Raw genomic sequence first — 12,425 nt, 5'->3', positions numbered from 1 at the left:
GCGGCGCTATCGTGACCGACGACAACGTGGCCAGGCGTCGATCGAACGCCGGAGACTAGTTACGTATTTCCGAGACACACCATTAGGGTGGCGCTATGTACGGACCTGTGCCGCCGCACCCGCCTGGATTCGGCCCGGTCGTCGGACCGCCGGCGGCTCTGGCCTGGGGACGTGGCAGCGCCACCGTCGGCGTCGGGCGCGACGATCAGGTGTCCGGTGAGGCGGTCGCCTTGGAGTTGCCGCCCGCCAATCTCGGTTTGCGGATCTTGTCCGGCATCGTCGACGTCATCGTCGGCGTCGGCCTGTACGTGCTGCTCAATTGGGTGTTCGGCAGTGTGTTTGCGCAGGCCGACTCGGCGTTGAAGGATGCGCTGAGCACCGTGGCCGTGGTGATCGCTTTCGTCGCGGTACCGACAGCGGCCGAGACCGCCACCAAGGGAAAGAATCTGGGTCATCTCATCGTCGGCCTGCGGACGGTGCGCGACGACGCCGGACCGGTGGGCTTTCGCCATGCACTGGCGCGGGCGTTGATCGGGGTCGTCGAGATCTACGGCTGTCTTGGCCTGCCCGCGCTGTTCACCGCGGCGATCACGTCCAAGGGCAAACGCATGGGCGACCTCGTGGCCGGAACCTACGTCATCCGTGATCGCCGACGCCTGGAGATCCCCGACCCCGTCGTCATGCCCGCCGAGCTCGCGACGTGGGCGTCGTCGGCCGACATCGGCTCACTTCCGGCGCCGCTGGCCGTCATGCTGCGCCGATTCCTCGGACACCGCGAGAACATGCGGCCGCAACCGCGAGAGCGACTGGCACGTCAACTGATCTTCGACGTCGCACCGTTCGTCTCGCCCGCGCCACCGCCTGCTCCCGACGAGGCGGTGCTGTGCGCGGTGATGGCCGAACGCAGCCGGCGCGACGCAGCGCGGATCGAACGAGAGAACCGGCTTCGGGAGCGTCTGTTGCGATGAGTGTGTGGCCCTATTTGAGGTCGGCGCTGGACTTGCCGAGCACGCGTCGCGCGATGATCAGCTGCTGAATCTGCTGCGTGCCTTCGAAGATGTCCAAGATCTTGGCATCGCGCGCCCACTTCTCCAGCAGCGAGGTCTCCGAGAAGCCGGCTGTCGCACCGATTTCCACGGCCTTGTTGGTCAGTTCTGTGACCATGCGGCCGGCCTTCGCCTTCGACATCGACGCCTCAGCCGAGTTGGGCTGGCGGTTGTCCGCCATCCAGGCAGCCCGCAGGGTGTGCAACCACGAAGCCTCCCAATCGGATTCGATCCGAATGAACTCGCTCACCGCAGCGTGTTGAGCGGCGGCCGGCTTGTCGTAGTCGATGGTGTGGCCGGCCTCTTCGAGCATGCGGCGCATCTCCTCGAGGGCCGCGCGGCCCAGGCCGACGGCCATCGCGGCGACGACGGGTCGCGTGTTGTCGAAGGTCTGCATGACGCCGCCGAAGGCCTTCTTGGTGTCGATCTCCGGCGAGCCGAGCAGATTCTCCTTGGGCACGCGGGCATTCTCGAACCGGACCACCGCGGTGTCGGACGCCTTGATGCCGAGCTTGTGCTCGAGGCGCGCGATGCTGACGCCCTCGGTGTCCATCGGGACAACGAAGCTCTTGATCGCGGCACGGCCGATGCTCTTGTCGAGGGTCGCCCAGACCACCACGTGGTCGGCGCGTGAACCCGCGGTCACGAAGATCTTCTCGCCGTTGATCAGATAGTCGTCACCGTCGGCGGTCGCGGTGGTGGACACCGCCGCCGAGTCCGACCCGAAGCTGGGCTCGGTGATCGCCATCGCGGCCCAGACGTCGCCGAAGCGGTCGAGTTGTTCCTCGGTGGCGACCGCAGCGATCGCCGCGTTGCCCAGCCCCTGGCCGGGGATCGTGAGGAACAGCCCGACGTCGCCCCAGCTCATCTCACGCGCCGCGATCAGGGACCGCAGGTTGGCGCCGTTGACCGACGGCGCATCATCCTTCTTGTCGCCGCCCTTGTCGTCGGAACGTTCCGCGGAACGCGACTGCTTGGCGAGTTTGCCCAGCTCATCGAGTTCGACCGGGTACTCGTGCTCGGCTTTGTCGTATTTGCGGGTGATCGGCCGGAACATGTGCTCCGCCGCCAGATGGGTGCGCTCGACCGTCGAATCGAACTTCTTCGGGAGCTCCAGGTTGATCGCCATGCGGCTACCTTACTCCAGAGTAAGATCAGGCACCAGTCCCGACCTCGCGGCGTCTTGAGGTCCCCGCTGTGCGGTCTGAAGGTCACAGTCGTGTGCACCCTCTGGCCGCACGGACGCGCGGCCCCTACCCTCGTACCCGTGGCCTACGACGAGGATCTCGCCTACCGGATACGCGCTTTGCTCGCGACGGAATGCGGGCTCGACGAGAAGTCGATGTTCGGCGGTCTCGCGTTCCTGATCAACGGCAACATGGCGGTCGCCGCGAGCGGCCGTGGCGGGCTCATGGTGCGGGTGAAGCCCGAGGACACCGAGGGGTTGCTCGAGCATCCACACACCGAGCCGATGATCATGTCCGGGCGCGAGACGCGCGGCTGGCTCCGCGTATCCGATGAAGGGATCGCCGGCGACCGCGCGTTGAGCCGATGGGTCTCCATCGGCGCCGACTATGCGCGCAAACTGCCCCCGAAGTGATCCCGTGGGCGGTTTTGTAGCAATAGTGCGTGCCAGGCGCGCACTCTTGCTACAAAACCGGACGACCGGCGGGGCGTGGGTCAGGGAACGACGTTGACCATGCGGCCGGGTACGACGATCACCTTGCGGGGCTCGCCGTCGAGCAGCGCTGCGATCTTCTCGTCGGACAGCGCGGCCGACCGCACGGTGGCCTCGCTGGCGTCGGCGGCGACGGTGATTCGGCTGCGCACCTTGCCCTTCACCTGGATCGGGATCTCGATGGTGTCCTCCACCAGCCATGCCGCGTCGGCTGTCGGGAAGGGGCCGCGCACCAGGAGTTCGTCGTGGCCGAGCCGGCGCCACAGTTCCTCCGCGATGTGCGGGGCGAGCGGCGCGAGCATGATCACCAACGCCTCGACCGCCTCCCGTGGAGCGCCGGTGGATTCGAAGTTCTTGGTGAGGTGGTTGGTCAGAACGGTCAGCTTGGCGACCGCGGTGTTGTTGCGCAACGCGGCGTAGTCCTCACGGACCCCGTCGATCGTCTTGTGCAGCACACGATTCGTCTCGTCGTCGAGGGCGGCGTCCGAGACACGAACGACTCCGGACTCCTCGTCGACCACGAGTCGCCAGATGCGCTGCAGGAACCGCTGCGACCCGACCACGTCCTTGGTTGCCCACGGCCGGGACTGATCCAGCGGACCCATGAACATCTCGTACACGCGCAAGGTGTCGGCGCCGTAGTCACGGCAGATGTCGTCGGGCGCAACGGAATTCTTGAGCGACTTGCCCATCTTTCCGTATTCCTGGTTGACCTCGACGCCCTGGTAGAAGAACGTGCCGTCGCGCTCGGTGACCTCGTCGGCGGCCACGTAGACACCACGCGCGTCGGTGTAGGCGTAAGCCTGGATCATGCCCTGGTTGAACAGCTTTCGGTAGGGCTCGCGACTGGTCACATACCCGAGGTCGAAGAGCACCTTGTGCCAGAACCGCGAATAGAGCAGATGCAGAACAGCATGTTCGACACCGCCGATGTACAGGTCGAGGCCGCCCGGGTCGTTCTCCCCATGCAGCGCCGGACGCGGACCCATCCAGTACGCCTCGTTCTCCTTGGCACAGAACGTTTCCTGATTGGTGGGGTCGATGTAGCGCAGCTGATACCACGAACTGCCCGCCCACTGCGGCATGACGTTGGCGTCGCGCGTGTAGGTCTTCACACCGTCGCCGAGATCCAGTTCGACGGTGATCCAATCGGTGGCCTTTGCCAGCGGTGGGGACGGTTCGCTGTCGGCGTCGTCGGGGTCGAAGGACACCGGCGCGTAGTCGTCGACCTCCGGGAGCTCCACCGGCAGCATCGATTCCGGCAGCGCGTGCGCGTTTCCGGCCTCGTCATAGACGATCGGGAAGGGCTCCCCCCAGTACCGCTGCCGCGCGAACAGCCAGTCCCGCAGTTTGTATTGCACGGTCCCGGTGCCGGCCCCTTCGGACTCCAGCCAATCCACGATCTTGACCTTCGCGTCGTCGACCGAGAGTCCGTCCAGGAACGACGAATTCACCAGCGGACCGTCACCGACAAAGGCCTCGGATTCGACGCCCTGCTCCGATCCGATGACCTCCCGGATGGGCAGGCCGAACACGGTCGCGAACTCGTGGTCTCGGCCGTCGTGGCCGGGGACAGCCATGATCGCGCCGGTGCCGTAGCCCATCAACACGTAGTCGGCGATGAACACCGGAATCGATTCACCGTTCACCGGATTGGTGGCGTAGGTGCCGGTGAAGACACCGGTCTTCTCCTTGTTCTCCTGGCGCTCGAGATCCGACTTCGCCGCGATCGCCGCACGGTAGTTCTTGATCGCTTCGGCGGGGTCTGTGGACTGATATGTCCACCGCGCGTCGACGCCGTCGGGCCAAGCGGCAGCGGTCAATTCGTCGACCAGCGGATGCTCGGGCGAGAGCACCATGTAACTCGCACCGAACAACGTGTCGGGGCGGGTGGTGAACACCTCGATCCGTGCGTCGGTCCCGGGCACCGGGAAGGCCACCCGCGCGCCGCGGGATCGGCCTATCCAGTTGCGCTGCATGGTCTTGACCTTGTCGGGCCAGTCCAGCAGATCCAGATCGTCGAGCAGTCGGTCGGAGTAGGCGGTGATGCGCATCATCCACTGCCGCAGATGCTTGCGGAACACCGGGAAGTTGCCGCGATCGCTGCGCCCGTCGGCAGTGACTTCCTCGTTGGCCAGCACCGTGCCCAATCCGGGACACCAGTTCACGAGCGAATCACTCTGATAGACAAGGCGATAGCCGTCGACGACGCCTCGGCGGTCGGCCGGGGACAGATCGGCCCACTTCCGGCCGCCGTCGAGAGTTCTTGCTCCCGAATCCAGCTCGTCGACGAGCTCGGAAATGCGACGGGCCTTGCCGGCCTCGGCGTCGTACCAGGCGTTGTAGATCTGCAGGAAGATCCACTGCGTCCAGCGATAGAAGTCGACATCGGTGGTCGCGACCCGGCGTCGTTCGTCGTGGCCGAGCCCGAGCTGCCGGATCTGGGCCAGGTAGCGCTCGATGTTGGCCTCGGTGGTCGTCCGCGGATGGGTTCCGGTCTGCACCGCGTATTGCTCGGCCGGCAGCCCGAACGAATCGAAGCCCATCGTGTGCAGCACGTTGCGACCGATCATCCGCTGGTACCGCGCGAAGACGTCGCTCGCGATGAAGCCGAGCGGGTGTCCGACGTGCAGTCCGGCGCCGGACGGATACGGGAACATGTCCTGCACGAACAGCTTGTCGGCGGCCTGCGGACCACCCCCGTCGAAAGCACTCAGGTCGCCGGCGAGCGGCCCGACCGGATTCGGCGCCTCGTAGGCGTGCCGCTCGGTCCATTCCTGCTGCCACCGCTGTTCGATCTCACCGGCCATCTCGGCGGTGTAGCGGAACGACCTGCTCGCGGATTCTGAAGTCACCCGACCAGCGTAAATCGTGTCCATCGTGGGACAGAAACCCGGTGCGATTCGGTGTGGTACGACGCACGGTCGTATGGTTGAGCTCGTGAGTGTGGTGTCCGTCGTCGTCGCAGTGCTGCTGCTGGTGGTTGCCGTCGCATGGGCGGTCACCGGTGTGCTCGGCGTGACCGGACGCCTGCGCCGCAATCGGTGGCTCGGCGTGCGCGCCGATGATTCCATGGCCTCCGACGAGGCGTTTGCATTGGCCAATCGCGTTGCCGGCCCCGGTCAGATCGGCGCGGCAGCGATCTTGGTGCTGGGGGCTGTACTGACCCTGGGCGTTGACAGCGCATGGTCGGTCGTCTTCGGGGTGGCCGCGTTCGTCGCGGGATTGTTCATCGTCGGCCTGGTCAGCGCACTCGGTGTCCGCGCCGCCGCGGCTCTTCCCGTCGAAGACTCGGGTTGTGGTTGCTGCTCGAGTACCGACAACGAGGCACCGGCCGAAACCACAGAGCACGACGACCCCGCTTCGGACTGTGGCACCTCGAGTTGCGGGTCGTGCTCATTGCGCGGCGTCTGCTCCGACGAGACCGCCCAGGCCTGAGGCCGGGCGCTCCCAGCCGCGATGTCGATCCCTGCCACCCTGCGTCGATGGTGGGCTCACTCCCCCGTCGACGGTTTCGTCGTGGCCATCGTCGCGGCCGTGGTTGTCGCGGCCTTCCTGCCTGCACGAGGGGCCGCCGCCGACATCCTTGACTGGGTCGTCGTCGCGGCGATCGCGGCACTGTTCTTCCTCTATGGCACCCGGCTGCATCCGCGGGAGGCGCTCGAAGGTCTCAAGCACTGGCGACTGCATCTGACGATCCTGTCGTTCACCTTCGTCGCTTTCCCGCTCATCGGCCTCGCTATGCGGCCGGTGGTCGAGCCGATCGTCGGTGACGACCTCTATACGGGGCTGCTGTTCCTGTGCCTCGTCCCGTCGACGGTGCAGTCGTCGATCGCGTTCACGTCGATAGCCCGCGGCAACGTGCCCGGCGCCATCGTCAGTGCATCGGCGTCGAACATCCTCGGAGTGTTCCTGACGCCACTGCTCGTGGTCGCGCTGATGAGCACCAGCAGCGGCATCCACATCGACGCCGGTTCGGTACTCAAGATCGTCGCGCAGATCCTGGTTCCGTTCCTGCTGGGGCAACTCGCGCGGCCCTGGGTGGGACCCTTCTTCAACCGGCACTCGGCACCGACCAAACTCGCCGATCGAGGCGCGATCGTACTCGTCGTCTATGTCGCGTTCAGCGAGGGCGTGCGCCAGGGCATCTGGTCGGCGGTCGGGGTGGGCCAGGTGATCGCGGTGGCGGTGATCTCGCTGATCCTCGTGGTGGTGATGCTCGTCGTCACACGGTGGGTCCCACAACGACTCGGCTTCTCCCGAGCCGACGTCATCGCCATTCAGTTCTGCGGCACCAAGAAGAGTCTCGCCACCGGACTACCCATGGCGACCGTGCTGTTCGCCGGGTCGGTGGTCGGGATCATCGTGCTGCCGCTGATGATCTTCCATCAGATCCAGCTCATCCTGTGTTCGTGGCTGGCGACGCGGTATTCGCGGGAGGTTGTGGACTAGCGGGAGTGATCTCGACACGGTGCCTCGCTCCGCTCGGTACCGGCTCGATCAGCGGGTAGGAAGTGGCGTGGAGAGAGGCAGATTCACGAAGCTCGGATGTGTGGGATCGAGCTGGATGTGCTGTGGTGCCAGTCGTGATTCGTTGAGCAGCGGCCGAAGCGGCAGTCCACGAGGGAAATTCATGGCGAACACGTCGACGCGCAGCCGGTGGCCGGGCCGGATGAGGGCCTCGGTGGGCAGCAGCCCGATGTCGATCGCGACCGGCCGACCGGGTGTGACGCGCTGCCGGGTGGACAGGGTCAGGTTGTAGAACGGGTCGATGACGTCGCCGTTCGGTGCGAACTGCGACCGCGCCGGATCGTAGCTGCGCAGCGACGCCATCACCTGTCCGGAGCTGATCACCTTGGACGTCCCGTCGGGGGCAACATCATTGAGGGTTGCGGTCCAGTAGCCGTCGGTCGCGTTCATCACCGCATTCACCCGGACATTGCTGTACCCGGACACGCTGCGCGTCGTGGTCATCGGCGCTGTGGTGAAGGAGAGCGCGTTACGTTCGGAGATGCGGGCATCCTTGGCGCAGAACGGGAACAGCGCCAGCGCACCGGCCAACTGCTGCGACGCATCACGCGAGCAGGCCGTCAGTACGCCCGGCGAAACCGTCAGTCGCCCATGCGATCCCGGCGTGGCCGTCACCAGGCTGCCGTCGCGGACGGCGTACGGGGCGGTGCCGCTGCGTCGGTCACTGAGATAGAGGCGCTGGCGCGACATACCGGCCCGCGGGAACTGCTGGGCGGAGATCCAACTGTCGCCCACCTGCTTGAGCTGGACCGGACCGTAGGCGTCGATGCCGTTGTCCTTGCCCTTGATCCACTTGTCGAACCACGCCTTCTGCAGCACGTCAAGGCGTGGTGGGGTTCCCGCCCGACCGGTCTGTCCGCCGCCGATCGTGAGGTGATAGCCGTCGCCCATGATCAACTGCTTGCGTCCCGGGGCCAGCGGGATGTTGTTGTACATCCGCACTTCACTGTTGGTGAACAGATCGAACCAGCCGCCGTAGATGAACGTCGGTGTGGTGATCCGCTCGGCGTGGTCTTGCCAGGCCTTGCGGGGACCCGAGTTGGTCTCCAGGAGTTCTTTCAACTGCGGTGGGACCGAAGGGATGTCGGGCGTCAGCAACGCAGCGAAGAGTTGCGGGTAGAACGTGAACGGGTCAGATATGCGGTCGGCCAACCACTTCCAGTCGAAGGTCCCGTTCAGCATCGACGCCACATTCGGGATCATCTTGGTGGTGTTGACCAGCGTCAACCACATCGGCAGGAAGCCGACGCCCAGCGCACCGCCCGGCGCGACGATGTCGCGGATCAGATCGCCACCCGGCTCGACCGGGAAGATGGCCTTGAGCGCTGCCGGCCGTTTGCTGGCCGCCTGGATCTGATTGATGGCCGAGTACGAGACCCCGGACATGCCGATCTTGCCGTTGGACCAGCGTTGCCGGGCGGCCCAGTCGATCACCTCGACGGTGTCCTGTTGCTCGCGAGCCTGGAAGACATCCCATTTGCCCTGCGAGAAGCCGGTGCCCCGGACGTCGACGACGACCTGCGTGTAGCCGCTGCGCACCAGATTCTCGTCGACCAGGAACGTCCGGGCACCCTGATCGCGGAGCGTGTTGGTCAATGTCGAAAGATCGGCGAAACCCTGGATCGGCCGCGAGACCTGACCGACTGCCGTGGCGACCTGCGTGAGGAACGGCCCGAGCACCGGATTCTGCGTCACTGCGGTGCCGACGGCGGTGATGAGCTTGGTGTAGGGCGTCATGTTGACGATCACCGGCGTCTTGCTCGACGTCGGTTGTTGGCGCGCGTTGGCGGGCCGATAGACGTTGGCGCGCAAGATGGTTCCGTCGCTCATCCGGATCGGCACATCCCAGGTGACGTTGACGCCCGCGTAGGGTTGCGGGCCGTCGTGACTTGCCTGCCAGCCACGCGCCGCAGCGCCGCCCGTCGGGTCGGCGGCTGCCGTCCCCCCGATGCCGACGACCAACGCCCCGATCGTCACCAGTGCTCCGACTACCACCCTGAGTCGCATAAATCCCCCACGCCCCGATACCCGATTGTTACTCGAGCGTAGGCTACGCGCGGGTCAGGTCACAGCACAAGCACAAAAGTGTTCTGGGTTACTCAGTTGAGGGCGAGGTCGATGGGGTGGGTGGCCAGCAGGGGCATCGGCCACGGTTGGCGACGCAGGATGTCGGACCACACGTCGATCGTCGGTGGCGCCAGGATGTCGCGGGGCAGCGCGGAGGCGACCATCCAGCTGCCGTCCTGCAATTCTCCGCCCAGCTGCCCGATCCCCCACCCGGCATAACCGGCGAAGATCCGGACACCCTCGAGGACCTCCGCCAGCTCGTCGGGGTCGCCGTCCAGATCCACCAGCACCACGCGACCGTCGATGGGCCGCAGTGCCTCGAACGGGGTGATGTCGGCACCGGGTTTGACGACGCCGAGGCACAGTGCGGCGTCCTGCTTGACCGGTCCGCCCACATAGAGCGCGCGCGGCGTCGCGGCCAGGTCGGTCCACTGCGGCAGCAGATTGTGAACGGCGGTCTGACTCATCCGGTTGATCACCACGCCGAGACTCCCGGCGTCGTTGTGCTCGATGACGTAGACGACCGATCGTGCGAAGGTCGGTTCGATCAGATCTGTGGATGCGAGAAGTGCGGTGCCGGGGCGCACACGATGGGCTGATTCGCGCTCGGCAGCGGCGCCGGGCATGCGGCCACCGCTACCTGTCCCAGCGGGATGTGTGTCGTCGCGGGAGTCGGGAGTGGGGTCATCTGCGTCGTCGGCGCCGGCCACGTGACCATCATCGCACGCTCACGCCGATCGGGGTCGCCAATGCAATGCCCTACGCTGTATCAGTGAGCTCCACCCCGCACCGTCAGCCCCGGGGTTGGCGCACATTCGTCGCCTCGCTCCGGCATTCGCCCGGGTTGGGTCGGTTGCTCGCGGTGCGCCTGTCCAGTCAGATCACCGACGGCATCTTCCAGGCGTCGCTGGTCGGCGGAATCCTCTTCAATCCGGAACGGCACGCCGATCCGCTCGCCGTCGCGGGCGGGCTCGCCGTGCTGCTGCTTCCCTACTCGCTGATCGGTCCGTTCGCCGGAGCGCTGCTCGATCACTGGGACCGTCGCAATGTCCTGATGTACGCGAACTTCCTGCGCGCGTTGATCATCGCTGTCGTCGCGGCCGCCATCGCGTCGGGCGCCCCCGACACCGTGGTGCTGGTCGGTGCGCTGGCCGTCACCGGCGCCAGCCGCTTTGTCGCAGCCGGCCTGTCCGCAGGTCTTCCGCACGTTGCCCGACGCGACGTCATCGTCGCGACCAACGCCCTGTTCACGACGCTCGGGGGCGCGATGCTCACCGTCGGGCTCGGTGTGACGCTGGCCCTGCGCGCGGTATTCGGCGACGACAACACCGGCAGTGCACTGACCATGGCGTCCGGTGTGATTCTGGCCGTCCTGGCCGGTGGTCTCGCCCATCGCTTTGCGCCGCTGCAACTGGGTCCGGACGAGCCGGACGATCCCGGCCGCTCCGCATTCCACGCGGTCGCCGTGGGTCTGCTGCACGGAGCCCGGGCGGTGGCGCACTGCCGGCCGGTCGCGGCCGCGTTGTCGGCCATCGGAGCACACCGGTTGGTGTTCGGCATGAACACCCTGATGATCCTGGTGATCGCCCGGCACACCGGATCCGGAGACGGCGTCGACCGGCTGAGCATGGTGGTCGGCTTCACCGGGGCGGGTGCACTGGTCGCGGCCATCCTCACACCCATCGCGGTCGCCAGAGTCGGGCGGCGCACAACGCTGATGGCCGCACTTGTGGTCGGTGCCGCCGCCGAGCTCACCATCCTCTCGTTCAACTTCGCCGTCATCTGCGCGGCCGCACTGGTCCTCGGGCTCGTCGGACAGACCGCCAAGCTGTGCGGCGACGTCGCGATGCAGGTCGACATCGACGACATGGTCCGAGGGCAGGTGTTCTCTGTGCAGGACGCGGTGTTCAACATCGCCTACGTCGGTGCGGTGACGGTCGCGGCGCTGGCCATCCCCGCCGACGGCCAGGCCACCGGACTCGTCGTCCTCGGCGTCGTGCTGTACCTCGTCGGCGTGGCCGTGGTCGCGGTGGTGCATCGACACCGGCCGGTGGATGCGACGACCGAGTCGCGGCCGGCCCCGGCGAGTCACTGACCGGCTCGCTGACCTGGGCAAATGCTTCGGTACCGTGCTCGCAAAATCTAGGGGAAGAGTTTCTTCCCCGGGGTTCACAGTCGTCCCCGAGGAATTTGTAGGGGAGGACTCTGAGGGTAGGGGACGAAGTTTCTTCCCCTATCTTCTTGCGGGTGCCGGGAGCGTGTGGCGCGTTCTGCGGAACGCGTCGATCGATGGTCGCGGGCTCGACGATGACGGTGGTCCGAGGCCGCCGCCGAGGCGCATTGTCGGCGTGTCGCGATCTCAGAAACCGCGTGTCTGGTCAGAAACCCGGTGCGCACCAGCGGTTTCTGGCCACACGTGCGGTTTCTGACGACAAGTGCGGTTTCTGCGACGAGGCCCCACTCGTCCCACCTCCACGATCACCGACGGAAGCGCGGGTCGGCACGGTCGTAGTACGCGTCGGCCCGGCCGTCGCCGTCGAGATCGACGAGGACGTGGTCGAAGATTCCATCCCCGTCGGCGTCGACGTAGAGGCGGTCGGGGGTGATTCGACCACCGCGATCGGAACTCTCCAGCTTCGCGTCGACCCGCCCGTCTCCGTTCGTGTCCATCTCGGCGGGCGGACGATGTCGCGGGGGTGGCGGCGGTCCGTCCGGTGGCTTGGGCACCGGTGTCCGTCCGCGGTCGGTCTCGACATCCCACAGCCCACGCCCCGAGTCCCGGAAGAACGCGTCGCACACCCCGTCATCGTCGAGGTCGAGTGCACTGACGTCGGCGGTCCCATCGCCGTCGGTGTCCCACATGGCGTCATCACGACGACCGTCACCGTCGAAGTCCAGCGCGACCGCATCGAGGGTGCCATCCCGATCGAGGTCGAGGTCGGCCGACGACGTCCACGTGGTGGTCGAACCGTCACCGGGTCCGAAGATGTACTCGATTACCGGCTCCATGAATGGTTGGACGCATCGGCACCGGTTTCGGTTCCAGTTCACACCGGGCCCGCTCGCTCCGCTCCCGGCGCCCACCACACACCGGGCCCGCTCGC

Annotated in this window: 10 protein-coding genes; 5 read left to right on the top strand and 5 right to left on the bottom strand. The window is 66.4% G+C overall.

Features of this window, described 5'->3' with window-relative positions; translation table 11 throughout:
• Positions 1-95 precede the first annotated feature (95 nt).
• Positions 96-968, top strand: a complete 873-nt coding sequence (locus ACWDTF_RS05410) for an RDD family protein (RefSeq protein WP_449754065.1) — start codon at positions 96-98, stop codon at positions 966-968.
• A gap of 10 nt (positions 969-978) precedes the next feature.
• On the opposite strand, the gene ACWDTF_RS05405 is transcribed toward ACWDTF_RS05410, so the two are convergent.
• Entirely contained in the window at positions 979-2,175 is a 1,197-nt protein-coding gene (locus ACWDTF_RS05405) for an acyl-CoA dehydrogenase family protein (protein WP_240855426.1), read from the bottom strand.
• A 138-nt stretch (positions 2,176-2,313) separates the two neighbouring features.
• Here ACWDTF_RS05405 and ACWDTF_RS05400 point away from each other — a divergent pair, with 138 nt between their 5' ends.
• Positions 2,314-2,646 carry a TfoX/Sxy family protein gene (locus tag ACWDTF_RS05400; protein WP_240855427.1) on the top strand — a complete coding sequence of 111 codons (333 nt, stop codon included), beginning with the start codon at positions 2,314-2,316 and terminating at the stop codon, positions 2,644-2,646.
• Positions 2,647-2,726: 80 nt separating this feature from the next.
• Here the strand turns inward: ACWDTF_RS05400 and leuS are convergent, their stop codons facing one another.
• On the bottom strand, positions 2,727-5,534 hold the full coding sequence (gene leuS / locus ACWDTF_RS05395; RefSeq protein ID WP_449754102.1) for a leucine--tRNA ligase: 2,808 nt from the start codon (positions 5,532-5,534) through the stop codon (positions 2,727-2,729).
• Positions 5,535-5,652: 118 nt separating this feature from the next.
• On the opposite strand from leuS, the gene ACWDTF_RS05390 reads away from it, so the two are divergent.
• Together ACWDTF_RS05390 and ACWDTF_RS05385 are read left to right on the top strand one after the other, a co-directional pair.
• Positions 5,653-6,162, top strand: coding sequence for an SdpI family protein (locus ACWDTF_RS05390; RefSeq protein WP_240855435.1), 510 nt, complete (start codon positions 5,653-5,655; stop codon positions 6,160-6,162).
• 21 nt (positions 6,163-6,183) lie between these two features.
• Positions 6,184-7,176: a bile acid:sodium symporter gene (locus ACWDTF_RS05385; RefSeq protein WP_433257111.1), complete on the top strand. Its 993-nt coding sequence runs from the start codon at positions 6,184-6,186 to the stop codon at positions 7,174-7,176.
• 48 nt (positions 7,177-7,224) lie between these two features.
• On the opposite strand, the gene ACWDTF_RS05380 is transcribed toward ACWDTF_RS05385, so the two are convergent.
• Positions 7,225-9,261 carry a CocE/NonD family hydrolase gene (locus tag ACWDTF_RS05380; RefSeq protein WP_240855439.1) on the bottom strand — a complete coding sequence of 679 codons (2,037 nt, stop codon included), beginning with the start codon at positions 9,259-9,261 and terminating at the stop codon, positions 7,225-7,227.
• 92 nt (positions 9,262-9,353) lie between these two features.
• Positions 9,354-10,031 carry a YqgE/AlgH family protein gene (locus tag ACWDTF_RS05375; protein ID WP_240855441.1) on the bottom strand — a complete coding sequence of 226 codons (678 nt, stop codon included), beginning with the start codon at positions 10,029-10,031 and terminating at the stop codon, positions 9,354-9,356.
• A gap of 62 nt (positions 10,032-10,093) precedes the next feature.
• Between ACWDTF_RS05375 and ACWDTF_RS05370 the strand changes: the two genes are divergently transcribed.
• On the top strand, positions 10,094-11,416 hold the full coding sequence (locus ACWDTF_RS05370; RefSeq protein ID WP_355275750.1) for an MFS transporter: 1,323 nt from the start codon (positions 10,094-10,096) through the stop codon (positions 11,414-11,416).
• 383 nt (positions 11,417-11,799) lie between these two features.
• On the opposite strand, the gene ACWDTF_RS05365 is transcribed toward ACWDTF_RS05370, so the two are convergent.
• Positions 11,800-12,330 (bottom strand): hypothetical protein, encoded by a 531-nt coding sequence (locus tag ACWDTF_RS05365; protein ID WP_449754064.1) that lies wholly within the window; start codon positions 12,328-12,330, stop codon positions 11,800-11,802.
• Positions 12,331-12,425: the final 95 nt, after the last annotated feature.

Source organism: Gordonia sp. NPDC003422, from assembly GCF_053588675.1.
Note: the sequence above shows the minus strand (reverse complement) of the source record. Positions and strands in the feature narration are given on the sequence as shown.